This window comes from Labrenzia sp. THAF35, from assembly GCF_009363595.1.
Taxonomy (GTDB): Bacteria; Pseudomonadota; Alphaproteobacteria; order Rhizobiales; family Stappiaceae; genus Roseibium; species Roseibium algicola.
On the sequence record NZ_CP045380.1, the window covers coordinates 5047745 to 5073793 of the forward strand.

The window sequence follows — 26049 nt, forward strand, 5'->3', positions numbered from 1 at the left end:
TTCTAGTCTTGGAGTTGGGTCAGACGCTTGCGCAGTTCCTGAAAAACCAGCGCGCGTTCTTCATCTGTGAAAATCGTGACGCAATGCGCCTCGGAGAAATGCAGACCTTCCAGGCACGCCCAGATTGCCCAGGCTTTGCCGCGGTCGGAAAGTTCGGCTTCGATGGCCGCCTTCATACGGGATTTCACGCCCATGAAAGGTTCACTCAGGTCGGGACGGTCTGCTTTCGTGGCCAGCATGGCCTGCGCAAGATCCCGCTGCTCACTCAGCCAGCCTTCGGTGACTTCGATCATGGCGCTCAAGGTCGGGCATTCGGAAGAAAGGTTCCGCTCCCGCGCAGCGGACACTTCGGTTTCGAACTGGCCCGCAAGGAATTCCACCATGCCTGTAATCAGCGCGTCCTTGGTGGGAAAGTTGTAGAGCACCCCACCCTTCGAAAAGCCGCTTTCCTCGGCCACGGCATCCATGGTGAGGCTTTGCGCTCCCGAGCGTCTCACGACTTCGAGTGCAGCCTTCAGTATTTCCGATTTTGATTCATGCGAGTTGCGTGTCGAACGCGCGGCCATTTCTATACCGTCCAGTCAGTACAGTTTCGCGCTATTTATACCGTCCAGCCGGTACAGACAAGAGGGCACACTGGCATAAGTTCGCCAGCTTTTTCATCCAGCACTCACTCGAAGCGTGTCCGGGTAGCTGGACACCGCAAAGACTGGCACGGGCAAGAGCCTGTGCCAACAGACAGAACCTGATTTTATTGAAATCGATCCGGGTACAAAAGGAGCCAGCCGGGAGCCCGGATCAGGCTGCGGCGTTCTTGCGCATAGCAGCTTCGTTTGCCGCCTGTTCTGCGGCGGCGGCTTCCGCCGCAAGCCGCGAACGCTCATTGGCTTCTTCATCGGTACGTTCTGCAAAGGCGATGAATTCATCGGCCGGCATGGGGGCTGCGAAGAAGTACCCCTGGGCAGCGGTAACGCCAAGCTCAAGCAACCGGTCGATCTGCTCTTCCATCTCGACACCTTCGGCAATGATGCCCATGCCCAGATTGTCGGCCAGTTCGACCATGGAATCGACGATGGTCGTCGAGTTGTCATCCGACCCGATGGTATCGATGAACATCTTGTCGATCTTGATGATGTCGACGCCCAGCTTCTGCAGGTAAGCCATGCCGCCGTGGCCGGTGCCAACGTCGTCCAGCGCCACACGCACACCCAGGGCCTGCAGTTCCGCGATGATCTTGCGGGCGAGTTCCATATCTTCCAGTGGATGGCGTTCGGTCACTTCCACGACGATCTGCTGGAAGGAAATCCGGGACTTTTCGAAGATCGAACGGATGTCGGAAATGATTTCGCGATCCAGGAAGTGTCCCGCGAAAAGGTTGATCGACAGCTTCAGGTCCGGGTTATCGCCATAAAGGTCGCCGATTTCCTCCGACGACACGCGCATCATGTGGCGGGTCATGTCGAAGATATGGCCATTGTTTTCGGCATAAGCCATAAACTGGCCCGGCGAAACGATCATGCCGTTTGGACGGCGCCAGCGCATCAGGATCTCGCAGCCGCGCAACCGGCCACTCTCGATGTCCATGACAGGCTGATAGTAGGGGATGAATTCGCCATTGCGGATCGCGGCGATGAATTCGTCGTCGGCCTCCCGCTCCGGACGCCAGGACAACCAGACGCCGATGGCAACGAACAGAAGTGCAATGCCGGCACAGGCGGCGGCCGCAACGACCTTCAGATCCTGCACGACATTGCCCGCGGCCGAAATCGGCGCGGTGATCGTCGCGACCAGCGGATAAAGCTGCGAGGAGACCTCGACAGACAGGATTTGCGAAGGATCGGTCGCCTCGGAGTTATAGCCGCCGATACTGTACCAGAGCAGATTGTTGCCGAGGCGCAGTTCGGCTCTGCGATAGGAGCGCAGATATTCCGGGCCGGGATCGATGGCAATGACGGCGGGCGTCACTTCCGCGAACAGACGGGTCTGGTCCTTGAGATCCCAGCTGATTACCGCTGCGCGAGCCCCGAGGTAGTTGCGGTCCAGCATGCCGATACCGACCAGCGGACCGTCTTCGCGCATTGGAGGAAGAACGACCTTGCCGGCCAGATCTCGATCCGGAATGATGCACATGCGTTGACCGGCCGCGTCCGCCAGCCCGATGGCGTCGATCATGCCGTGCTCGACGATCTGTTTTTCGTAGATACCTCGGTCTTCGGCGCTACAGGTTTGCACGTCGTCACGGTCCAGTCGCTGCAGCAGGGAGACGGTCGTGGAAATTGCCTCTTCGGCGCGATGGATGGCCACATTTCCCATGGCTTCCATTTCGACGACGGCGCGGCGTTCCGCATATTGGTTGAGGATGACGTTGATCGCAAAAAGCGGAGCAGTCGCCAGCGCAAGGGCGATCAGCACCGTTTTTACAAAACCAACATAGCGGAAAGACAAGTCGCAGGCCTGTTCGTGAATAAACTCTTTCTGACCATGGCTGATCTGGGTAAACAAGGACTGAAGATTCAGCAGTTTCATTCAGATCAAAGCGACCTGCCTCATTGCCGTGTTAGCTGCAGGACAGACGAGAAAAAGCCGGACTTCGGGAGGGTTACATGCAGGCATTGTTTATTGGACAAGCCTATATCGACGTTACGTTTTTGACCGACCAGCTGCCGACGGGCGACGAAAAGACGATTGCCCGGGATTACGCGATCAGTTTCGGCGGCAATGCCGTTACAGCAGCGTTCTGCTGCGCCAAACTGGGTGGCAAGCCGGAACTGTTGTGTTCGCAGGCGGATGACTGGCTGGCGCGGATGTTCCTGGACATGGCCGCGGCCTACGGCATTTCCATTCACGGGCGCAAGGTGCGCGAGAGTTCGCTCTCCTTCATCATGCCGAAGGGAGGCAAGCGTGCCATCGTGCGCTGCCGCGACAACGAATTCCTGCATCCTTTCCCTCCCCTCACGCTTACCGGCATGAAGGCATTGCATCTGGATGGGCACATGCCGGATGCAGCCCTCCACTATGCGACCACATGCAAGAACCTCGGCATTCTGACGTCTCTCGACGGAGGCGCGGTTCGCGAGAACACGGACGAGCTTTTGAACCAGATCGACATTGCGGTTGTTTCCGAACGGTTCTGCCAGCAGCTTGGCATGTCGACCGGCGAGACCCTGGCGTATTTGCGTACCAAGAACTGTCCTGTCGGCGCTGTCACGCTCGGCGACGAAGGCATGGTCTGGTACGAAGCCGGCGGTCCGGACAAGGTTATGCCGGCCCTGAATGTACCCTTGTCGAAAGTGGTCGATTCCAATGGGGCTGGCGATGTTTTTCACGGCGCCTATGTTGCTTCCTACCTGCAATGGCCGGAAAGAAGCTGGGATCAGCACTTCCGCTTTGCGCGTGGTGCCTCGACCCATGCGATCCAGCACCTGGGCAACGAAGCCAGCCTGCCGACACTGGAAGACATCGAACGCGCCAACAGCACCTTCCTGGAAAAGGCAGCTGCCTGACACAATCAGACCCGGTAAAGCACTGGCTACAAGGCCTTCGCGTTTCAACCGGGGAAAGTGTGACGCAGGACATATTTTGTTCGAATAAGCCCGGCTATTGCTTCAACCGGCTTTCGCCTTGCCACACTGTGGAACTTACCCCAGAGTGGGATCACCTCTATTTCGTGGAGATTTTCAATGATGTTTTCCCGTTCGCCCCGGATCGCAGCCGGTCTGACAGCCGCTGTCAGCCTGCTCGCTCTACAAGCCTCTCCGGCTCTTGCCTTCGATCCGTCCGGGAACGAGATTGCCGATGCGTTCCTGTCGCTGCTGGACGCTGAAAAAGGCACTGTCGAGAGCTATGGTTCGGTTGACGAAACAGGTGGCGCCGTCACGCTCAGCGATATCGTCATCAGCAAGGAAGACGAGGAAGGCGCCAGCGTCACCATCGCTTCCACCGTCCTGACAGGCGGCGAAATCCAGGCTGACGGCCGGCTCAAACTAGCAAGTCTCGACATGAGCAACCTTCAGCTCACGGCCGAGGACGGCGGCATGTCGCTGGCAGACCTCAAGGTTACGGAACTTCTCTTGCCCACGCCGGAAGAAGCTGCGTCCGATACGCCGCCGGTCGGGCCCGGCTACAAGACCTTTGAAGCCAACAGCATCCAGATCCGTGATGAAGACAACCAGATTGCCGACATCGTAAAAATCTCCTCTTCGATCGATGCCATGGACGGCGATCTTCCGACGGCCGGCAGTTTCGCCGTGACCGGCGCCACGATTGATGTGAAGGAACTGGAATCGAAGGAAACCAAGTCCCTCACGGATCTCGGTTATGAAACCCTGACTGTTGATGTTGCCGGTTCAGGCAAATGGGATCCGGAAGCAGCCACGCTTGTGGTGCCGGAACTCAAGATCGATGCCAAGGAAGCCGCCAGCCTGTCGCTTTCCTTCTCCATGGGCGGGGTTACCCGGGAAGTGGTCACCCAGCTCAACGAAAAGTCGGAGAAGCCGGAAGAAGCGATGGCGCTTCTGCAGAACGTGACCATCGAAAATGCCAAGATCCGGCTGGATGACGCCTCTTTGACCGGACGCGTTCTGGATCAGGAATCGAAAAAGGCCGGTGTTGACACGCCGACCTATGTAGCTGGCCTCACCGGCACGCTGCCGATGATGCTTGGCATGCTGCAGAACAAGGAACTGGAAGGCAAGGTCGCTCAGGCTGTAACCCAGTTCCTGAACACCCCAGGCTCGCTGGAACTGACGGCGGCACCCGGTGCGCCGGTTCCCCTGTCCCAGATCATGGGAACGGCAATGTTCGCGCCCCAGATGATCCCGCAGATCCTTTCGGTCGGCATCACCGCCAACCAGTAACTCTGCCTTCAAACAGCAAAAAGCCCGGACCTTGTCCGGGCTTTTCTTGTTTGTGCGTTCAAGAATGCAGGTTTACTCGGCTGCCTCGTTCCGGCTCTGGAACTGCAGTTCGCACAGGCGCCGATATATGCCGTCGTGCTCGAACAATTCGTCATGCGTGCCGCTTTCAAGGACGCGGCCCCTGTCCAGAACGAGTATCTTGTGCGCGTGGCGAACCGTGCTGAGCCGGTGGGCGATCACAAGCGTCGTGCGGCCTTCCATCAGTGTTTCGAGCGCGGATTGGATCTTGGCCTCGGATTCTGCGTCGAGAGCGGAGGTCGCCTCGTCCAGCAACAGGATCGGCGCATCAAGCAGCATGGCGCGCGCGATGGCAACCCGCTGACGCTGACCGCCGGACAACCGGCCGCCACCGTCGCCTGCCAATGTGTTGTAGCCTTCGGGCAATTCGAGGATGAAGTCATGGGCGTTTGCCGCCTTTGCCGCCGCCTCGATCTCTTCCTGCGTCGCATCGGGCCTGCCGATTGCGATGTTGTCGCGGATGCTGATGTTGAAGAGGTAGGAGTCCTGACTGACGTAGGCAATGTTACGGCGCAGGGAACCCATCGTCACCGATTTGATCGGCTGGCCGTCAACGCAGATCGTACCTTGCTGCGGATCGTAGAAACGCTCGATCAAGGCAAACACCGTTGATTTCCCGGCGCCGGATGCACCAACCAGTGCCGTTGTCTTGCCGCCCTCAGCCGTCAAGGTCAGCCCGTTCAGGGCAGCACCTTCGCCATAGGAGAACTTGACGTCCTTCAGTTCGATCTGCCCGCTATCAACCTTGAGGTCCGGTGCATTTTCGACCTGCTCCAGATCCGGCTGCTCGTCGATCAATTCGTACATCAGACGAACCCCGACCAGCGCCTTGCTGAGATTGACATTCAGGCGGGCCAGACGGCGCGCCGGATCATACGCAAGCAGCAGGGCGGTGATGAATGCGAAGAACGCACCAGGGTCCTTGCCCAGTTCCACCACCGAATATCCTCCGTAGAAGATAACCAGTGCGATCGCGAACCCGCCGAGGGATTCCATCAGCGGCGAAGTCCGCGCCGTTAGCGCTGCAATCTTGTTGGACTGGCGCTCGACTTCAGAGACGGATGTCGCCATCCGCTGCTGCATCGTCTGCTCCATTCGGAAAGCCTTGACGATGCGAATACCCAGCACGGTTTCCTGCAGGGTCGAGCCGATCTTGGCGTTCGAAACCACCTGCCGCTTGGCGTAGGTCTTCACCCGTTTGACCAGAAAACTGACACCGACAACGATCGGCGGCATGATCACCAGTGCGAGCAGGCTCATCAGGGGATCCTGGACAATCATCACGCCGACGAGACCGATCAGGGTCAGAATATCCCGGCCAAGGCTGAGCACGATCATGTCGATGACCGAACGGGCACTGCCGGCACCCGTGTTCACGCGAATGCCCAGTTCCGGCAGGGACATCCGGTCGTAATAGGCCTGGTCCTGCATGGTCAGCCGCTTGAACAAGCGGTTCTGAAGGTCGGCAACAATCGCGTTGCCTACCCTTGAGAGAACAACCATCTGACCGTAGGTTGAAGCGCCCTTGAGGGTGAAGATGCAGATGACCGCTCCGGCGATGACATAGATCATCGCCTTGTCGCGGTTGATGAACACCTCGTTGATGACATCCTTCATGATCCAGGCACTTGCGGCGGTCGTCGCCGCTACCATGCCCATGAAAACGAAGGCCACCATGTAGCGCGGTATGTAGGCCCGGAGATTTTCGCTCAACAGGCGCTTGATGACTTGGACCGTGCCATCCGGATCGTTCCAGATCTCCCATTTTGCAGGGTTGAGCACTGTAAGCCGCCTTTCCAAAAACTCGCTAAGCTTAGCATGACTGAGGCCGGCTAGGCCGGCCTCAAGCCTCTGTTGCAGAGGGTTATCCCTATTTAACGGTTACCCGCAAGTAGGTTGTTATCAGGCGTCCGGCAAGTTCAGACGCAAATGCAGATCGCGAAGCTGAGCCGATGTCGCTTCGCTCGGTGCGCCCATCATCAGGTCTTCCGCCTTCTGGTTCATCGGGAAGAGCATGACTTCACGGATGTTGGCTTCATCAGCCATCAGCATGACCATGCGGTCGATGCCGGCCGCGCAGCCGCCATGCGGAGGAGCGCCATACTGGAATGCATTGACCATGCCGCCGAAGCGCTTGTCGACTTCCTCAGCCGGATAGCCGGCGATCTCGAAAGCCTTGTACATTACCTCAGGCTTGTGGTTTCGGATCGCGCCTGAAATCAGTTCGTGGCCGTTGCAGGCCAGATCGTATTGGTAACCCAATACTTCCAGAGGATCGCCTTCCAATGCCTCCATTCCGCCCTGAGGCATGGAGAACGGGTTGTGCGAGAAATCAATCTCGCCGGTTTCCTCGTCGCGCTCGTAGATCGGGAAATCCACGATCCAGGCAAATTCGAACCGGTCCTTGTCGGTATGGCCGAGCTCTTCGCCGATGATGACACGGGCCTTGCCTGCGACCGGCTCGAACTGCTTCGGCTTGCCGCCGAGGAAGAAGGCCGCATCACCGACGTCGAGACCCAGCTGGGTGCGGATCGCTTCGGTGCGTTCCGGACCAATGTTCTTGGCCAGCGGACCGGCAGCTTCCATGGAACCGTCTTCAGCCTTGCGCCAGAAGATGTAGCCCATGCCCGGCAGGCCCTGCTCCTGGGCGAACTTGTTCATGCGGTCGCAGAACTTGCGGCTTCCACCCTTCGGTGCCGGGATAGCGCGGATCTCGGTGCCCGGCTGCTCCAGCAGCTTGGCAAAGATTGCAAAACCGGATCCTGCAAAATGCTCGGAGACGATTTCCATCTTGATCGGGTTTCTGAGGTCCGGCTTGTCGGTGCCGTACCAGAGCGCTGAATCCTTGTAGGAAATCTGCGGCCAGTCGCGGTTGACCGGACGGCCGTTGCCGAAACGCTCGAAGCAGCCTGCAATCACCGGCTCGATGGTATCGAACACGTCCTGCTGGGTGACGAAGGACATTTCCATGTCGAGCTGGTAGAAGTCGGTCGGTGAACGATCGGCACGCGGGTCTTCATCGCGGAAACACGGCGCGATCTGGAAGTACTTGTCGAAGCCCGAGACCATCAGCAGCTGTTTGAACTGCTGCGGGGCCTGCGGCAGGGCGTAGAACTTGCCGGGGTGCAGACGAGACGGAACCAGGAAGTCACGCGCGCCCTCAGGGGAAGATGCCGTGATGATCGGCGTCTGGAATTCGTTGAAGCCGATGTTCCACATGCGGTCACGCAGATCGCGCACCACGTTGGAGCGCAGGATCATGTTCTGGTGCAGCTTCTCGCGGCGCAGATCCAGGAAACGGTACTTCAGACGAACTTCTTCCGGATAGTCCAGGTCACCGAAGACCGGCAGCGGCAGTTCCTTCGCCGCACCCAGGATTTCCATCTCGCGGATGAAGACTTCAATGTCACCGGTCGGAAGTTCGGCGTTGATGGTTTCGTCAGTGCGCTTCTTCACGTTGCCGTCGATGCGGATACACCATTCGGAACGCACGGTTTCGGCCAGTTTGAAGGCCGCAGAGTCGGGGTCGACCACGCACTGGGTGACACCGTAGTGATCGCGCAGATCGATGAACAGCACCCCGCCATGATCGCGGACCCTGTGGACCCAGCCGGAAAGACGGATAGTCTGGCCTTCGTCGGACAGACGGAGGTCACCGCATGTGTGACTACGGTAGGGGTGCATTCTAATTCCTCGACATTTTTCTTGGCATAGAAAATCGTTACGGCCCGCTGGAGGCAGGCCGAGTCCGGCTGCACAATCCATGTTGCGGGACGAAAGTCAAGGGAAAGGCTTGCGGTAGGCTTGCCTCTCCCCTTTTGAACGCGAAACGGTTCGGAAATTTCTCTCAGGCGTCGACTGCTTGCAACAGTGGATGCCACTGGCCGCGGATCTCGTGGGAACTAGCATCGGAATAGTCGAATACGCCAGACCCGGCTGCGGCATGGCGGGCATATATCACCCGATCAGAAATCCGGGCAAGCAGCGGATAGCCCTTCTTGGCGAGCAACTGCTCCAGATCGGCAACCTGGTTTGACCGGCGATCGATCCGGTTTGCAACCACGTGAATATCGGCCTTGCCCTTGCGCACGCGCTTGATATCGGAAATGCCGTCGAGAAACTTCAAGGTGGCGTCCCAGTCGAAGGCGGACGCAAGCACCGGAACGATGATTTCGGACGACTCCGCAATCAGGTTCTTGGCCAGCTCCGATCGAAGCCCGCCGGGTCCGTCGATGACAATGGCGTCCAGATGCTTGTCCTTGTCACCGATAGCCTCCTCCTTGCTCCAGTTGAGACCTTCGATCTGCGCCAGGCCCTTTGGGCGGCGCTTGACCCAGGAAAGGCTCGACTTCTGCCGGTCCGCATCGGCAAGGGCAACATCTTCGCCGCGGGCGGCGAGCGCAACGGCAAGATTCGTGGCGAGGGTCGTCTTGCCGCAACCGCCCTTTGAATTCACCACCAGTATCTTGCGCATTTCCACTCCCCTGTGTGTTCTTTTGCGGACGCTCGCTTAAGCTTCAACATAGGCGCACAAAATGCGCCTTTTCAAGAGCTTCGAGCGCGAAAATTACCATTTCGTGGCGACAAAGCGGCAGAACTCGGATATAGCTGTCCGTCACCATGCATGTGATTACAAAAACAAAAGATCTCGCCGCTGCGTGCCAGCGTCTTGCCGCTCATGATTACGTGACTGTCGACACGGAGTTTCTCCGTGAGACAACCTTTTGGCCCAAGCTCTGCGTCATCCAGATGGCAGGGCCTGACATGGCCTTCATCGTCGATGCCCTGTCCGAAGGGCTGGACCTTGAGCCCTTTTTCGAGCTTATGCGCGACGGCAATGTGACAAAAGTTTTTCACGCTGCCCGCCAGGACATCGAAATCATCTATCATCTGGGAGAACTTATCCCGGCCCCGCTGTTCGACACTCAAGTCGCGGCCATGGTTTGCGGCTTTGGTGATTCCATTTCCTACGACCAGCTTGTCTACAAGGTGACCGGAGCCCGGATAGACAAGTCGTCCCGCTTCACCGACTGGGCCCGCAGGCCGCTGACGGCAAAGCAACTGGATTATGCGCTGGCGGACGTCACGCATCTGCGCGACGCCTATCAGTTCCTGAAAGCGAATCTCGCCGAACAGGACCGCAGCCACTGGGTTCAGGACGAAATGCAGGTGCTGACATCCATCAACACCTACCGTACGGATCCCGAACAGGCCTGGAAACGGCTGAAGCTTCGGGTGCGCAAGCCGGTTGAACTGGCCGTAATGATGGAAGTTGCAGCCTGGCGCGAACGGGAAGCGCAATCACGCGACGTTCCGCGCAGCCGCGTCATCAAGGACGATGCCATCTATGAGCTCGCAGCTCAGCAGCCTCAGGACGCAGAATCGCTCGCGCGCCTCAGGACCATTCCGCGCGGTTTCGAGCGTTCAAAGTCCGCAGACGAGATCCTGAAAGCCGTCAGACGGGCCGTTTCGCTTCCCAAGAACGAAATGCCGAAACTGCCGAAAGGTCGACAGGCACCGGATGGTTCAGCGGCCGCTGTCGATCTCTTGAAGGTTCTTCTGAAACTTGTCAGCGAAGCACATGGCGTTGCTGCCAAGGTCATAGCCACGGTGGATGATCTAGAAAAGATTGCCGCGGATGATGCTGCCGATGTGGCAGCCATGAAGGGCTGGCGGCGCGAGCTTTTCGGCGAAACCGCGCTCAAGCTGAAGCGCGGCGAAGTCGCCCTCGCCTTCCAGGATCGTCAGATCGTCGCGATTGATCAGCCGCGGCAGGCGAACGTTGAATCGGAAGCGGCAGAGTAAACTCTGCCGCCTGCCTTCTCAGTCTCGGTTCCGCAGCACCCCAGAAATCAGCCGGCGTTTACAGCAACATCGACATCGATGACCTTGCTGAGCTGGTTCGCGCGCTTGCGCAGGCGTTCACCGTCGAGGTCGGCAAGATCCTTGCCGAGATCCAGTGACAACCCTGTTTCCGATTTGGTGATGCCGACCTTCGGCAACATGCCGGCAATGGAAGCACTCAAAAGAGACGCCACCCGCATGGTCGCGCCAAGAACCTTGGCGCGGATGCGCAGACGGTCGGTAAACAGCTCCCGGATGACCGGCGAAAGATCGCCCTCGCGCAAACCCTGGTGGCGATAGAAAACGGCTGCCGCAAGATAAGCGCGACTGGCATGATCCAGCCCGACGAAAGATGCGTTCGAAATGATATTGAGGCTCTGCTCGCCGCGATAATCGGGATGGGCGCGCCAGCCGATGTCGGAGAGAAGACACGCTGCGTGGCGAAGCCGAGTCTCATTGGCGGTTTCCTCGATGCCAAGTTCCTTGAACAGCTTGTCCGTCCAGACAATCAGCTCTTCCGCGTGCGCAGGTGAGCGCGCGCGCAGCGTGCACAGCTCGCGTGCAGCTTCAATCACCGGGTCATGAGCCTGCATTTCCGAAGGCAGCTTTTCATGGAGCAGGCCTTCACGAACACCGGTTGCGGAAAAGACCAGGCGCTCCGCCTTCATCGACGTCAGCACCTGTTCCAGCACGACTGCACCGATCGGCACCAGAGGACGGCGCTGTTTGGAAACGATCTCCGCCAGTTCCACCCCTTCAAGGTTGGGAATGGCGATACGCTTGCAGAAGGCAATCGCCTCTTCCGCACTGATTTCATAATTGTGCATCACGTGCAGTGGGTAATTGTTCTGCATCAGATGCAGACGGCCCAGCGAACGCCACGTGCCGCCAACGGCATAGAATGTCCGTTCACCGGGTGCCAGGTCAGGCCACTGAAAATCCTTGAGAGCCGCTTCGGTGATCTTCTGCGCCTTGGCGATCTTGCCTTCGGCCTCTTCCGAAAGCCGCAGCCCGCCAAGGGGGAACGTCGCTCCCGTGCCGGGCTTGTTGTCGGCGATTTCCACCAGCTCCAGACTGCCGCCCCCCATGTCGCCGACAATGCCGCGCGGCTGCCAGAACCCGGCAATCACACCAAGAGCTGAATAATAGGCCTCTTCATTGCCGTCGAGGATGCGAACCGGAGCCTCCAGAAACCGTTCGACCTCGCGCACGAAATCAGGCCCGTTTTCCGCATCGCGCGCCGCAGCCGTCGCCACGATGTAGATGTCCTGGCATCCGGTATGCTTGATGAGGGTCTTGAAGCGGGTCAGTTCACCGAGAGCCAGGCTGACGGAATCGTCGGCCAGACGGCCGGTCGCGGCAATGCCCTTGCCAAGCCCTGCCAGCAGCTTTTCGTTGAACAGCATGGTCGGCGTGCGGGCCTTGCGTTCGTAAATCACGAGGCGCACGGAGTTGGAGCCGATGTCCACGACTGCGACAGGTCCGGACCCGTTGAGCCGGCCCCGTGCCGGATGAAACTCAGCAGTCATGCTAACCTCGTTTTTGCCGTTCCAGGAACGGCCTCGGCCGATCGCTCTTCAATGATTTGCCTCTGCCGGAAAGCGAGGGGTTCGTCATGAAATACTGATGCGCATTGAAGGGTTCCTCATTGGCGTTCGGAACGATGCGCTCATGGCTGCCGTCCGACAGAATGCGCCAGCTTTGCTGGTTGTCCTTCAGGTTGGCCACCATGATCTGGTCAAGAACCTGTTCGTGCACTGTCGGTGTCTTGAGCGGTGCCAGAACCTCGACCCGCCGGTCGATGTTACGCGGCATCAGATCAGCTGAGCCGATATAGACGTGTGCCTCGGGAGACGGCAGACCCTGGCCGTTGCCAAAGCAGTAAATGCGAGAATGCTCCAGGAAACGTCCGACAATGGATTTCACCCGAATGTTGTCGGACAGGCCCGGAATACCCGGACGCAGGCAGCAAATGCCGCGAATGATCAGATCGATCTGCACACCTGCCTGGCTTGCGCGATAAAGGGCATCGATGATCGCCGGATCCACGAGGGAATTCATCTTCCACCAGATCTGCGCGGGGCGGCCTGCGCGGGCGTGCTCGATCTCGTTCTCGGTCATTTCCAGCATGCGCTGACGCAGGTTGACCGGAGACACCATGAGGTTGTTCAGTTCCGCCGGTTGAGCGTAACCGGTGATGAAGTTGAACACCCGGGCAGCATCCTCGGCAATGCCGGGATCATCGGTGAAGAAGGAAAGATCCTCATATATCCGCGCCGTGATCGGGTGATAGTTCCCTGTCCCGATGTGGCAATAGGTCTTGAGCTGACCGTGCTCGCGCTTGATGACCATGGAGAGCTTGGAGTGCGTTTTCAGCTCGATGAAGCCGAAGACAACCTGTACCCCTGCCCGCTCCAGATCGCGCGCCCACTTGATATTCGCTTCCTCGTCGAACCTGGCCTTGAGCTCCACCAGTGCGGTAACGGATTTGCCGGCTTCGGCCGCCTCAGCCAAAGCCTTCACGATGGGGCTGTCGTTGGAGGTACGATAGAGCGTCTGCTTGATCGCCACCACATCCGGATCACGCGCAGCCTGCCGCAGATACTGAACCACCACGTCGAAGGATTCATACGGGTGGTGGACGATGATGTCCTTCTGGTGGATCGCCGCAAGGCAGTCGCCGCCATGTTCGCGAATGCGCTCCGGAAAGCGGGCGGTATAGGGCTGGAACTTCAGGTCAGGCCGCTCAAGGTCTACGATCTGGGACAGGTTGTTGAGCGCAAGCAAGCCGTTTGCAAGGAAGATCTCGCTTTGCCCGACATGCAGCGCCTCCCCCACGAACTCACGCAGCGCCGGTGGTGTGGTTTCCTGGATTTCCAGGCGGATCACCGAGCCCCGGCGGCGGCGGCGCAAAGCGCTCTCGAACAGACGAACGAGGTCTTCCGCTTCTTCTTCGATTTCAAGATCGCTGTCACGAATGACGCGGAACGCCCCCTTGCCCCGGATCTCGTAGCCTGGAAACAAGCGCCCGATGAAGAGGCTGACGACTTTCTCGATTGCGATGAACCGGGCAGCGCCATCTTCGCCGTTTGGCAATTGAACGAAGCGATCAACCTGGCTCGGAATTCTGAGCAGAGCAATCATGCCGCGCCCACCGGAAGTTGGCGCCAGTTCAAAGACGATGGAAAAGCCAAGGTTCGGAATGAACGGGAACGGATGCGCCGGATCGATGGCAAGCGGCGTCAGCACCGGGAAGACATAAGCAAGGAAATAGTCTTGCAGCCAGGCCTTGTCCGCCTGGTCAAGCGTGTCGCCCTGCGGGATCTCGATCCCCTTGTCGGCAATTTCGCGGCGCAGCTCCACCCAGATCTTCTGCTGAGACGCCTGGAGATCACGCACTGCTTCGCTGATCTTCTGAAGCTGTTCGGTCGGCGTCAGGCCGTCGTCGGACAGATTTGTAACGTCGGCCCGTTGCTGGCCACGCAGGCCGGCCACGCGCACCATGAAAAATTCGTCGAGATTGTTGGCGGAGATCGACAGGAACCGAACGCGCTCAAGCAGCGGATGGTTCGGGTTCATGGCTTCTTCCAGAACCCGGAGATTGAACTGGAGCCAGGACAGCTCCCGGTTCATGAACCTGGCCGGAGATGTAGCCAGCTCACCTTCCGGTGTCAGTTCCGGCACGGTTCCCTTTGCATCGGAAGCAACGGTGGAGGCAGGCAGAATGTCCGAAAGATCAGGGGCTTCGTTCATGGCATCATCCCTTGTTCCGCGCAGCTTCCGCTTCAATCCGGCAAAACCGGGCACGCCCATTCTGCCTCAACGCCGCCGTGACTAACATGAACTTCTGAGCGGGCAAATGACAGTCCTGTGGCAGCATCGGCGATTATTGGCCTTTATGCACATTTTCCAAGACCCGCCCGGCAAGTGGTTTCGTGATCTTGACCCGCCCGGCAAGAGCCTCCTGATCGATCGCCTCGACGGCGCGCATGGCGACTTCGAGCGAACGTTCCATTCGCACCACAAGATAGTCGACGACACCTTGATCGACCGCAATCTGCCGGTCGGCAAACAACTTCACCAGAACACGGCGAAGGAGATCATCATCCGGCTCCAGAATTTCGACAGGAGTGGCTGCGCGCAGGCGGGACTGCAGATCGGGAAGGGAAATTTTCCAGCTGGCAGGCCAAGTGCGGCTGGTGATGAGCACTGTCTTGCCCGCCTGACGTGCTGCGTTGAGAAGGTGGAACAGGGCCGTGTTGTCGATGCCCAGGTGCGCATCCTCGATCACGGCAGCTGGTGCGGCAACGAGGGTTTCCACGGACTGCGGATCGAGCTTGGAAGCAGCCAGAACGGCAGCGCCGGTCTCATCCTGAAAGGCCTGGACAAGATGGGTTTTTCCCGCGCCGACGGGGCCTGCAAGGACAACGACCGGAGAAGGCCAATCCGGCCAGCGTTCCAGCAATTCGAACGCAGCCCGGTTGGAGCCTCCAACCAGATAGTCGTCACGGCTCAAGGCCGCTTCATGCGGCAATTCCAAAGGCAACTGGCGCGGTGTTTCCACCATTTTCTACTCTGATACCTGTTCTTCTTGCCCCGATACGGGATGATCGGTTCCCTGATAGACCGGGCTTGCGAGATACTGCTTCAGGGCAAAGCGTGCAAGCACGCCGATCATCGCGGCGGCGGGAACCGCGATCAGCATCCCCACAAATCCAAAGAGATATCCAAAGGCAAACAAGGCAAACATAAGCGTAACAGGATGCAGGCCCGTGCTTTCGCCAACAAGTTTGGGCTGCAGGATATTGCCCTCCAGGAACTGACCGACGCCAAAGATCGCGGCAACTGCGATAATCCAGGGCCATTCCGGCCAGAATTGGACAAGCGCAACACCGATGGACAGGACAAGCCCCAACCCGGCACCAACGAAGGGAATGAAACTGACGAGACCAGCCACCATTCCGATCAGGAGACCGAAGTTCAGCCCGATCAGCGCCAGAGAAACAGCGTAAAACGATCCCAGGATAAGACAGACCGACACCTGCCCGCGAACGAAACCGGCAACAGCCTGATCCATTTCCTTTGCAAGGCCGCGGATTTCTGCCAGATGATCACGCGGCAGCCAGCTGTCGATACGCGCGACCATGCGGTCCCAGTCGAGCAAAAGATAGAATGCAACGACCGGCGTAATGACGAAGAGCGACAGGATCGACAGCAACGCCTGACCGCCGCTCCAGAGCGACTGTGCCAGCTTGCCGACGAAAGAAGCCCCCTGCCCGATGAGATTGGACATGGAGGACTGGAGGTCTTCCGCATTGATGCCCGCAACGGACGCCAGATCGGCCGGAAAGTTATCCGACAGCAATGCCTGCAGCTTGCGGATCAGCTCCGGGAACTTTTCCAGGAAAAGGGCAAGCTGATTGCCCAACAGTGGCAGAAGCAGGATGAAGAACATCACGAGGATGAGGACGAAGGCGAACAGGATTGTCAGCGTCGCCCACATCCGCCCCATGCCCAGCTTTTCCAGCCTGTCACAAACCGGATCCAGCAGATAGGCCACCGCCATGCCGGCAACGAAAGGGAGAAGCACGCTGGAGAAGACATACAGAAACAGGCAAAGAACAACGAGGGAAATCAGCCAGAACTGGACCTGACGGCGAAGGGTCATGTATGGCGCTCCTCGGTTGTGCCGGTGCGTAGGAATGGCTTTCTTCCGGACATGGAATTAAACCCCGCCTCCGGTCAAGTCCAGAAGAAGTCGGCTTTTCGCGGCATTGGGCCATCAAGGAGCCACTTCTGCCTCATGAGGCAAAGCCTATGACCACGGTTTCAAACAGGCCAGCAAGACCGATTTCCGGCAAAAGGCTGTCTGCAGCACCCTTGCACTGAAGGTTGATCCGGATGCTCCATGCTCTCTTTTTTCGCCGGCAATGCACTTTGAGCCATTCAAATCGGCCTGGTTTTGAAGAAAAATGCGGAAGTTGGCCTGCCATCTGTTCTTAAGCCCTGCGCAGAACCGCTCGCCTCTTGTGTTCCTTGGCGGCAGACTGTAATCCGCACTGGCACAGCCAACCGCACGCAGTCTCGGAGTGCCCCATGAGCGAATCCTCTGGTCCCAACGGCCTGACCTATGCCGATGCCGGTGTCGATATCGACGCCGGAAACGAACTGGTGAACCGCATCAAGCCGCTGGTCAAGGCAACTTCCCGCCCCGGGGCCGACAGCGATATCGGCGGTTTCGGTGGTCTTTTTGACCTCAAGGGCGCTGGATTTCAGGATCCGATCCTTGTTGCCGCCAATGACGGCGTCGGTACCAAGTTGAAGATTGCGATTGAAACCGGCCAGCACCGCACTGTCGGCATCGACCTTGTTGCGATGTGTGTCAACGATCTGGTGGTCCAGGGCGCTGAACCGCTGTTCTTCCTCGACTATTTCGCGACCGGCGCGCTGGATGTGACCACTGCAACGGATGTGGTTGCCGGCATTGCAGACGGCTGCAAGATGGCAGGCGCCGCGCTGATCGGCGGCGAGACAGCTGAAATGCCGGGCATGTATGTGGAAGGCGACTACGATCTGGCAGGCTTCTCCGTCGGTGCTGTTGAACGCGGCGGGATCCTGCCGCGCCCGGACGTTGCCGCTGGCGACGTACTGCTTGCTCTGGCCTCCTCCGGCGTTCATTCCAACGGCTATTCCATGGTGCGCAAGATCATCGAACTGTCCGGCATGAACTGGTCGGATGCGGCACCGTTTGCAGCCAGCAAGACACTGGGCGAAGCCCTGATGGAACCGACCAGGATTTACGTCAAACCGCTGCTGGCCGCACTGAAGGAAACCTCCGGCATCAAGGCCCTTGCCCACATCACCGGTGGCGGCCTGCCGGAAAACCTGCCGCGCGTCCTGCCGAAGAATTGCTCCGCTCGCATCGATCTTGGCCAGATCAGCGTTCCGCCGGTGTTCGGCTGGCTGGCGAAATCGGGCGGCGTTGCCGAGAAGGAAATGCTGCGCACGTTCAACTGCGGCACCGGGATGGTGATTGTCGTGTCTGCGGACCAGGCCGATGCGGTTGCCGACGTCTTGCGCAATGCCGGTGAAACGGTCAGCAAGATCGGCGTCATCGAAGCTGAAGGCGCTGCACCGGTGCTGTTTGACGGCAGCCTGGACCTTGGCGCATGACCCGCAAGAAGACTGCCATCCTGATCTCAGGACGCGGCTCCAACATGGGCGCGCTGATTTCCGCGGCAATGTCTCCCGACTATCCCGCCGAAATCACGCTTGTCCTGTCCAACCGGCCTGACGCCAAGGGACTGGAACGGGCCGCTGAGCTGGGCATTGCAACGGCAGTTGTCGACCACAAGGACCATGCGGGTGATCGGGAAGCGTTCGAAAAATCGGTAGATACCGTTTTGAAGGACCACAAGATCGACCTGGTCGCCCTTGCCGGTTTCATGCGTATTCTGACGCCCTACCTTGTCAATGCCTGGGCGGGCAGGATGATCAACATCCATCCGGCTCTCCTGCCTTCTTTCAAAGGCCTTGCCACACATGAGCGGGCCTTGCAGGAAGGTGTCAAGTTGCATGGTGCCACCGTGCATTATGTGTCTGCTGAAATGGACGATGGTCCGATCATCATGCAGGGAGCCGTACCGGTTCTGGACAATGACACTCCTGACACGTTGGCTGCCCGTGTGCTGGACGTTGAACACCAGATCTACCCCAAGGCTCTTTCCATGGTTGCCAGCGGCAAGGCCACGGTGTCGGGAGCACGGGTAACCGGCAGCTGCAACAGCAACGAGACGGAAACGCTCATCTGGCCGTAGGCCGGACGGCTTTCCCCGCTTGCAGCAAAACGATCGCAGATTTTTCAGACCGATCCTGACGCGCCAAATGGATCGGTTTCCTCTGGCTAGCCTTTTCGCACCTTCTGCTGGAACGACAGGACAATGAATTCCGCCGGCCGCAAGAGCGAAACCTTCACCACGACGTTCATGCAACCGGCCTGAACATCGGCGCCCGTCATCGTCGTCCCAAGGCCGACTTCGACACCATATGCATCTTCTGACGAAGCGCCCGCGAGAGCCCCTTGTTTCCATAGCCCGTTCAGGAAATTTTCGATCACCGATTTCACCATAAGCCAGGTCGGAGCGGTGTTTGGCGCAAAGACAAAAGGATCCAGCGCCGCCTTGATCGATTGTTCCAGCATGATCGCGGTTCGGCGGATATTCACATAGCGCCATTCCGAGCTGTTACCGTCCAGCGTGCGTGCTCCCCAAACCACATTACCTCGCTCGGGAAACGACCGGATCGCGTTCACGGCTTTTCCGTCCAACGGAGTGTTCAGGTCTTCCTGCTCAGCATCGGAAATGGATACGCAAGGCGACACGACTGAATTAAGGCTGAGATTTGCCGGCGCTTTCCAGACACCTTCCTGGGCGTCTGTCGCTGCATATGCACCTGCCAACGCGCCTGACGGAGGCATGACACTTACTGCTTTTACAGCTTGCGAGAGAAGCTCGTTGTAGCGCTTTGAAAGACCCCGCATGATCTTGTGAGTAGTGCATTTCTCCTCTTCGGAGATGTCGTCGCCCTCCAGTGATTTCACCGCCTTATCGAAAGCGGCTTTCCGGGCCTCATTGGCCTGAATGGCAGTCTCCTGGCCAACATGTTCGAAGAAGGCCTTGCGCGTACCAGCCGAAACATTTTCAAAGGTTATCGACCCCGCACCGAAGTGAGACGTATTCAACCAGGGATAATAGGCAGCAGCAAAGCTCATGTCTTCCGCTGCGAGCAAGGTGCGCAGGCCGCTTTTTCCCGTGATCACGTCATTCTCGTCTAAAGTTCGCTCCCTGTTCCCATCGAACACGTCGACAATGGCGAAACGGTTTTGCAAGTCTGTACAATGGGCAAGGCATCTATTGCTGACCGTCTTGTAATCTTCTGACGACAACAACACCGCGTCGGGTATCACGATGACCGACGGCTCCTGCAGCTTGGCGAGCTCTCGCCAAATAGGCTCACCGAAATCCTCCACGGACTTGGTGAGAACGAACTCTCCCGCGCCGTAACATCCAACCGACAGGATCCAGCAACCACTTCCTCCATTTTCGAAGAAGAGTCCCATGGCCGCATGCAAATTGAAGCGGCTCGCTTCCTCCAGGTCCAGAGCCGGCTTTCCATCCTGCAGGCTGAAGTCGAAACGAAACATGGGCCCCACGCCGAAACGGGCCTCGAATTCCGACATCGTGGAGATCCGCACCGGAATGCCGGTCACATCCTTGCCATCCACAATTGCTGTTTCCGTGTAGCCGACAAAGACCGCAACGCTCGTCGGGACCTGCACGACCGTGTTTGGGAAGGAGTTCAGCTCGGTGACATAAACACCCGGGGCCTCATACTTCTTCATTGCTCTCTTCCTCGTAGCGCGTCATCCGGCAGGAGCTTGATAAGCCTGACAGGTTCAAGCTCCCACAGTCGTGCCGGCGAGCAAAGGACTTTCTGCCTCAAGTTGCAGATGCTCCATGAAGCACCCTTCGCCTCAATCTGACGCTCAAGGATCGCAAATGCGAAGCCGATAGTATCTTGACTGATTGTGGGCACTTAACCTGTCGGATAACGTGCCTGCATGTTTTTGAGTTTCATGTCCGCGCTTGGTGGCGTCGGGTTGTTTCTGATCGGTATGCTGCTACTGACCGACGGGCTGAAAGCCCTGGCGGCACAGCGCATGCGCGACGTGTTGTCCAGGTTTACCTCAACACCCTTGTCGGGCGCCGTGACGGGTGCTCTCACCACCGCAGTCATCCAGTCATCCAGTGCAACCACAGTTGCCGCTGTCGGCTTTGTCGCTTCCGGCCTCCTCACCTTTCCCCAGGCGCTCGGCGTCATCTTCGGTGCCAACGTCGGCACGACCCTGACAGGGTGGCTGGTTGCGGTTCTCGGCTTCAAGCTGGATCTTGGCCAGATCGCCCTGCCCTTCGTGTTTTTTGGCGCGATTGCGCGGCTGGCATTCCGTGGCCGGATCGCACTCGCAGGCCAGGCGCTCGCCGGCTTTTGCCTGATCTTTATCGGCATCGAACACATGAAAGACGGTCTGGACGCCTTCAGCGGCGTGGTAACCCCGACCGACTTTCCGCCGGACACACTCTTCGGCCGGCTGCAGCTGGTGTTGATCGGCATGCTGATCACTGTCGTGACACAGTCCTCCAGCGCAGGCGTTGCAACGGCGCTGGCTGCGCTTGGCGCCGGTGCGATCAACTTTCCGCAAGCAGCGGCGCTGGTAATCGGCATGGACGTCGGAACCACATTTACGGCAGCTTTGGCGACCATCGGCGGTGGTACCATGGCCCGACGTACGGGCTATGCGCATGTGATCTACAACGTCATGACCGGTGTCATGGCGTTTTTCCTTCTAGGGCCGTTTCAGCTTGTGGCCGGCGCGTTGACCGGAAACGGCGACAGCCAGATTGCGCTTGTCGCATTTCACAGTTTCTTCAATGCGCTCGGCGTCGTCTTGGTGCTTCCACTTGCGCGGCCATTCGCCCGGCTGATCGAACATCTCGTTCCCGAAAAAGGCTCCGATCTGACCAGCCGTCTGGATCCGCTCGTGTTGCGGGACCCGCACGCAGCCGCGTCCCTGGCGGGGCAGACCGTCGCACATCTGGAAACCTTGATCATCGAACGCCTGCGCAGTCGGTTGGGCGCAAAGTCATCTGCTTATGAAGAACTGGATCGGGAGGACCTGGCCAAGGCCATCGCAGAAACACGGACATATCTGGACAAGATCATCGTTCCGCCGAACGACCTGGCCTTTCAGGAGGAACTGAAAGGCCTGTTTCACATTCTCGACCATTTGAGCCGCCTTCTCTACCGTTGCGACCAGCGGCAGAGGATCGACGAGCTGTCTTTGGATCACCGGCTCAAGCGCCTGGCGGGCCTGCTTCTCGGCGTCACGGACATTTCCACCAGACAGAAGGACGCCAAGACACAGGAGAAGACGCTGGACCGGTTGCGGCTGCTGATGCGCCGACAACGCCGCCTCAATCGTGACCGGCTGATTGCAATGGCCGCTGCCGATGCAGTCCCGGCGGAAACAGTCTGGCTGAAACTGGATGCCTTGCGCTGGTTGCACAGGGTTTCCTATCACCTGTGGCGGATCCGGTTGCACCAGAATGTGCTTCTGGATGCGAACCGGGATCTCGCCTCGACCGTCGAAGAAGCCCGCATAGACGTCGACCAGGATTAATCGGCGTTGGCCATCGACCGATCACGCGCCGTCAGGCAGCGGACCGGTCGATGATGACGTGATTTTCGCCACGCGAACAGGCCTCCACGCGCGCCTCAACACGGTAGATGTCACGCAGCATCGCTGACGTGATGACATCTTGGGACGGGCCGGCGGCGACGAGACGCCCTTCGGCAATCACCATGGTGTTCCGGCAGAACCGCAGGGCATGATTGAGGTCGTGCAAGGCAATCAGAACCAGTGTGCCCTGGCGGCGTGCCAGATCGCGCATGAAGTTCAGAACCTCGACCTGCCGGTAGAGATCCAGCGCGGAGGTCGGTTCGTCCATCATCAAAACTTCCGGACGGCGTACCAGTGCCTGCGCAATCGAAACCAGCTGACGCTGACCGCCGGAGAGTTCGCCAAGGTTCCGGAATGCCAGGCTATCGATCTGAAGCGCCTTCAGGATCTGGTCGATTTCGACGAGTTCAGAGTCCTTTACACGCCAGCCCTCACCCTGTTTGGCAGCCAGCAGAACGGATTCATAAACCGTCAGGACGGCATTGGCGTGGGTATCCTGGGGCATGTAGCGGATGGCATCCCGGGGTGCTGCCCGGTTGCCGGCCAGCACGACATCGCCAGGGCCTTTCAATAGACCGGAGATGCGCTTGAACAAGGTCGATTTGCCGGCCGCGTTGGGACCGATCACCGCCGTCAGTTCACCGCCGGAGAAGACCGGCGTCGTGACCCCTTCGACCGCAAGAGTGGAGCCATAGCGTGCGCCAACCCCTTTCAGCTGCAACGTTACCATGACTGCCTCCGGTCGGCAAAAATGAGCGCGAAGAAGAACGGAACCCCAACAAGCGCGGTGATGACGCCGATGGGCAGGATCGCCCCCGGAAGAATGATCTTGGAAACGACCGATGTTGCCGACAGCATCAAGGAACCGCACAAGATGGCCGCAGGCAGGAAGAAACGCTGGTCTTCTCCGACCAGCATCCGGGCAATGTGCGGTCCGACAAGCCCGACGAACCCGATCGTCCCGACAAAGGACACGGGGATTGCCGCCAGCAGACTGACGCCGAGCAGCGTTTTCAGCCGAAGCGTCCTGATGTTGACGCCGAAACTCGCCGCCTTGACGTCGCCGAGCCGAAGGGCTGTCAGAGCCCAGGAATGCCGCGCGAAGAACGGCACGCAGACAACAAGAATGATGAAGGTCGCCAGAACCTTGCCCCATGTCGCCTTGGTCAGCGATCCCATGGTCCAGAAGACGACCGCAGCCAGCGCCTGTTCGGAAGCAAGATATTCCAGCAGCGACAACAGAGCGTTGAACGTGAACACCAACGCGATCCCCAGAAGAACGATGGTCTGAACAGTCACGCCCCGTACCGTGGACAGCAGATAGATGAACAGCGAAGCCGCCATGGCCATCAGGAAGGCATTGATCGGGACCATGTATTGCACTGCGGCCGGAAAGATCGCGACGCCGGCGACAAGACCCAGGGCCGCGCCAAAGCTGGCAGCAGCGGAAATGCCTAGCGTGAAGGGGCTGGCCAGCGGATTGGCAAGGATCGTCTGCATCTGCGCACCCGCAAGGGACAGGCAGGCCCCAACGGTGATCGCCATCAGCGCGATCGGCATGCGAATGTCCCAAAGGACGACGCGTGTCTGCAGATCGGCGCCGGACGGATTAACCAGGGCGGAAAGCACTTCCGACAGCGGATAGCGGGCCGGTCCGAGGGCCAGATCCAAAGAAAAGCTGAACGCCAGAGCGACGATCAGCCCGCAAATAACCAGAATGCGCCTGAACGCAAGGGCGCGGTAAAGACCGCGCCCCTCCTCAGCCGGAATGATTTCCGAAACCGCCATCTTATTTACTCGAGTTCAGCGAAACGAAGTAGCCTGGCCGGTAGTCGATCGGCAGGAAGCGGTCGTGCAATTCCTGGAAAGTCGCTTCCGGGTCAAGGTCAGCAAAGAGCTCCGGATGCAGCCATTTGGCGATCTGCTGAACAGCGACGAACTGGTAAGGGCTGTTGTAGAACTGGTGCCAGATGGCATGGACATTGTTGTCCCGGACAGCCTTTACGCCAGTAAAGCCCGGACGTTCCATCAGGCCCGCCAGCTTGTCTGCCGATACTTCCGGATCCGCGCCGGCGCCGACACCAACCCAATTCCCGCCGGGAACATACAGCTCCCAGTTTGCACCGGTCACAATGATCTGGTCCGGATCGGACGCGATGATCTGCTCCGGGTTGACGGTGCCGAAGGTGCCGGGAATGATCTCGGCAGCCATGTTGATGCCACCGGCCATTTCAACCATCTTGCCGAAATTCTCGTTGCCGAACGACATGCAGCAATCATCGGAATAGCCGCCTGCACGCTCCACGAACACAACGGGTTTCGCGAGATCTGACTGTGCCGCCAACTTGTCGGTCACCTTGGCGATCTCGGCTGCCCGGAATTCGATGAATTCCTCGGCCTTGTCTTCCTTGCCGTAGAGCTTGCCGATCAGGCGCATGGACGGCTCGGTGTTTTCCATCGGCTTTTCGCGAAAGTCGACATAGACAACCGGAATGCCGACCTTGCCGAGTTTCTCGATGTAGCCGCCTTCTTCGGTGGCAACCTTGGCGTCGAGGTTCAGGATGATCACGTCCGGCTGGAGTGCAACGGCCTGCTCAACATCGAAAGTGCCGTTCTTCATGCCGCCGAAAGTCGGCAGATCGGCCATTTCCGGGTACTTCTCGAGATACTGATGGTACCCGTCGTTGTCCGCCTTCTCGAAATCGTCTCGCCAGCCGACGACACGTTTGAAGGGGTCTTCACCATCCAGCGCGGCGGTGAAATAGATCTGGCGCCCCTCGCCCAGGATGACCTTTTCCACCGGCACTTCGACCTCGACCTCACGGCCGGTAATATCCGTGACCGTAACCACGTCGCCGGCAAGTGCCATTGCCGGAAGAAAAGTAGCCGTTACCAGCAAAGATGCTGCCAAGCTTCTGATTTTGCTCACATCCGCCTCGATTTTTTATTGAGGTTATAAGTTGAGTTTTAAATTCTTGTTTTTCGTATTTTTCCTGAGTATATGAGTCAAGAATTATCTTTTGGAATGGTTCCAAGCAACCGGAGCAATACGCCTGATGAGCGACGCAGACACACTCTCGAATTTCGATCTGCGTGAAGAAATCAAGGAATACTGGGGCAAGCGGGCCGAGACCTTCGACACCCAGCCGGGCCACGAGATTTTTTCCGACGAAGAGCACACCGCCTGGATAAGGCTGTTCGAAAAGCATCTGGGCCCGGGCGGCTCCAGGCGCGTTCTTGACCTTGCTTCCGGAACCGGCGTTATCTCGCACCTGCTCGACGACCTCGGCTTTGAGGTGACCGGGATGGACTGGGCGGAACCCATGCTTGCCAAGGCCCGAGAAAAGGCGAGGAAACGCGGGCGCACGATCCGCTTTCTGCTTGGAGATGCCGAACGCACGATGGAAGCGTCCGAAAGCTACGATGCCATAACGTGCCGGCACCTTGTCTGGACCCTGGTCGATCCTGCGGCCGCCTTTGCGGAATGGCACCGGGTGCTGAAACCGGGAGGACAGCTGCTCGTCGTCGACGGAGACTTTGTCAATCCTGGCTGGTTCGCAAAGTTGCTCGCAACGTTTTCAAAAACTCGTGCTCGCTTTGGATTGCTCGCGCAACCGGAAGCAAAGCCGGCAGACATGATGGAAACACATCGCAGCATCCTGTCCCGCGTTCATTTCTCGAGGGGAGCAAGGGCAGAAGCAGTCGTGGAACTATTGCGACAGGCCGGTTTCACTCAAATCGTTGTCGATACGGACCTGAAAGCCGTTCACCGGGCACAACGGCGTCACCTGCCTTTCTTCAAGGGTCTGGAAAGGGCAACGCAGCACCGCTACGCAATCTGTGCCAGGAAATGAACCACCCGACCTGGGTTGCCGATTTGAATACCAAACCAACTATTCTTGACATGGTGAAAGAATTATTACCTTCAGTACAGCAGAAGAAATAAAATCAACTCAAAAAATCTAAGTCAAACTA

The 26049-nt window shown here is 58.5% G+C and carries 20 protein-coding genes; 7 read left to right on the top strand and 13 right to left on the bottom strand.

Annotated elements, in window-relative coordinates:
- Positions 1–2 precede the first annotated feature (2 nt).
- Together FIU93_RS23235 and FIU93_RS23240 are read right to left on the bottom strand one after the other, a co-directional pair.
- On the bottom strand, positions 3–566 hold the full coding sequence (locus FIU93_RS23235; RefSeq protein ID WP_152506908.1) for a TetR/AcrR family transcriptional regulator: 564 nt from the start codon (positions 564–566) through the stop codon (positions 3–5).
- A 232-nt stretch (positions 567–798) separates the two neighbouring features.
- Positions 799–2526: an EAL domain-containing protein gene (locus FIU93_RS23240; RefSeq protein ID WP_023004030.1), complete on the bottom strand. Its 1728-nt coding sequence runs from the start codon at positions 2524–2526 to the stop codon at positions 799–801.
- Between the two features lie 77 nt (positions 2527–2603).
- Between FIU93_RS23240 and FIU93_RS23245 the strand changes: the two genes are divergently transcribed.
- Positions 2604–3503, top strand: a complete 900-nt coding sequence (locus tag FIU93_RS23245) for a sugar kinase (RefSeq protein WP_023004029.1) — start codon at positions 2604–2606, stop codon at positions 3501–3503.
- A gap of 177 nt (positions 3504–3680) precedes the next feature.
- Positions 3681–4856 (top strand): hypothetical protein, encoded by a 1176-nt coding sequence (locus FIU93_RS23250; protein WP_209010216.1) that lies wholly within the window; start codon positions 3681–3683, stop codon positions 4854–4856.
- A 72-nt stretch (positions 4857–4928) separates the two neighbouring features.
- Here FIU93_RS23250 and FIU93_RS23255 read toward each other — a convergent pair whose 3' ends face one another.
- The 3 genes from FIU93_RS23255 to FIU93_RS23265 form a co-directional block, all read right to left on the bottom strand.
- Positions 4929–6716 (bottom strand): ABC transporter ATP-binding protein, encoded by a 1788-nt coding sequence (locus FIU93_RS23255; protein ID WP_055653708.1) that lies wholly within the window; start codon positions 6714–6716, stop codon positions 4929–4931.
- A 120-nt stretch (positions 6717–6836) separates the two neighbouring features.
- Positions 6837–8618 carry an aspartate--tRNA ligase gene (gene aspS / locus FIU93_RS23260; protein ID WP_152506909.1) on the bottom strand — a complete coding sequence of 594 codons (1782 nt, stop codon included), beginning with the start codon at positions 8616–8618 and terminating at the stop codon, positions 6837–6839.
- Between the two features lie 163 nt (positions 8619–8781).
- Positions 8782–9408 carry a ParA family protein gene (locus tag FIU93_RS23265; RefSeq protein ID WP_152506910.1) on the bottom strand — a complete coding sequence of 209 codons (627 nt, stop codon included), beginning with the start codon at positions 9406–9408 and terminating at the stop codon, positions 8782–8784.
- 146 nt (positions 9409–9554) lie between these two features.
- Here FIU93_RS23265 and rnd point away from each other — a divergent pair, with 146 nt between their 5' ends.
- Entirely contained in the window at positions 9555–10739 is a 1185-nt protein-coding gene (gene rnd, locus FIU93_RS23270; RefSeq protein WP_023004024.1) for a ribonuclease D, read from the top strand.
- A 47-nt stretch (positions 10740–10786) separates the two neighbouring features.
- Here the strand turns inward: rnd and FIU93_RS23275 are convergent, their stop codons facing one another.
- From FIU93_RS23275 to FIU93_RS23290, 4 genes are all read right to left on the bottom strand, one after another.
- On the bottom strand, positions 10787–12307 hold the full coding sequence (locus FIU93_RS23275; protein WP_055653705.1) for a Ppx/GppA phosphatase family protein: 1521 nt from the start codon (positions 12305–12307) through the stop codon (positions 10787–10789).
- Position 12308: 1 nt separating this feature from the next.
- The gene (locus FIU93_RS23280) at positions 12309–14531 is read right to left on the bottom strand and encodes an RNA degradosome polyphosphate kinase (RefSeq protein WP_031270745.1); all 2223 of its coding nucleotides are present in this window, start codon (positions 14529–14531) and stop codon (positions 12309–12311) included.
- Positions 14532–14664: 133 nt separating this feature from the next.
- A complete protein-coding gene (locus tag FIU93_RS23285; RefSeq protein WP_055653703.1) occupies positions 14665–15345 on the bottom strand; it encodes a DnaA/Hda family protein in 681 nt (226 codons plus the stop codon).
- Positions 15346–15348: 3 nt separating this feature from the next.
- Entirely contained in the window at positions 15349–16446 is a 1098-nt protein-coding gene (locus tag FIU93_RS23290) for an AI-2E family transporter (RefSeq protein WP_077290082.1), read from the bottom strand.
- Between the two features lie 428 nt (positions 16447–16874).
- On the opposite strand from FIU93_RS23290, the gene purM reads away from it, so the two are divergent.
- Both purM and purN read left to right on the top strand, forming a co-directional pair.
- Complete coding sequence (gene purM / locus FIU93_RS23295) at positions 16875–17951, top strand: phosphoribosylformylglycinamidine cyclo-ligase (protein WP_152506911.1); 1077 nt, start codon at positions 16875–16877, stop codon at positions 17949–17951.
- Complete coding sequence (gene purN / locus FIU93_RS23300; RefSeq protein WP_152506912.1) at positions 17948–18595, top strand: phosphoribosylglycinamide formyltransferase; 648 nt, start codon at positions 17948–17950, stop codon at positions 18593–18595. The genes purM and purN overlap by 4 nt, the downstream gene beginning before the upstream one ends.
- Before the next feature lie 86 nt (positions 18596–18681).
- Here the strand turns inward: purN and FIU93_RS23305 are convergent, their stop codons facing one another.
- Complete coding sequence (locus FIU93_RS23305) at positions 18682–20178, bottom strand: phage tail sheath C-terminal domain-containing protein (RefSeq protein ID WP_152506913.1); 1497 nt, start codon at positions 20176–20178, stop codon at positions 18682–18684.
- Positions 20179–20397: 219 nt separating this feature from the next.
- Here FIU93_RS23305 and FIU93_RS23310 point away from each other — a divergent pair, with 219 nt between their 5' ends.
- Positions 20398–22014, top strand: coding sequence for a Na/Pi symporter (locus tag FIU93_RS23310; RefSeq protein WP_152506914.1), 1617 nt, complete (start codon positions 20398–20400; stop codon positions 22012–22014).
- Positions 22015–22045: 31 nt separating this feature from the next.
- Here FIU93_RS23310 and FIU93_RS23315 read toward each other — a convergent pair whose 3' ends face one another.
- From FIU93_RS23315 to FIU93_RS23325, 3 genes are read right to left on the bottom strand one after another with little or no spacing between them, the layout of a single operon-like run.
- Positions 22046–22804 (bottom strand): ABC transporter ATP-binding protein, encoded by a 759-nt coding sequence (locus FIU93_RS23315; RefSeq protein WP_152506915.1) that lies wholly within the window; start codon positions 22802–22804, stop codon positions 22046–22048.
- Entirely contained in the window at positions 22798–23862 is a 1065-nt protein-coding gene (locus FIU93_RS23320) for an iron ABC transporter permease (RefSeq protein WP_152506916.1), read from the bottom strand. Before FIU93_RS23320 ends, FIU93_RS23315 begins: the two co-directional genes overlap by 7 nt.
- Before the next feature lies 1 nt (position 23863).
- Positions 23864–24943: an ABC transporter substrate-binding protein gene (locus FIU93_RS23325; protein ID WP_023004013.1), complete on the bottom strand. Its 1080-nt coding sequence runs from the start codon at positions 24941–24943 to the stop codon at positions 23864–23866.
- Between the two features lie 187 nt (positions 24944–25130).
- Between FIU93_RS23325 and FIU93_RS23330 the strand changes: the two genes are divergently transcribed.
- Entirely contained in the window at positions 25131–25928 is a 798-nt protein-coding gene (locus tag FIU93_RS23330; RefSeq protein WP_023004012.1) for a class I SAM-dependent methyltransferase, read from the top strand.
- Positions 25929–26049: the final 121 nt, after the last annotated feature.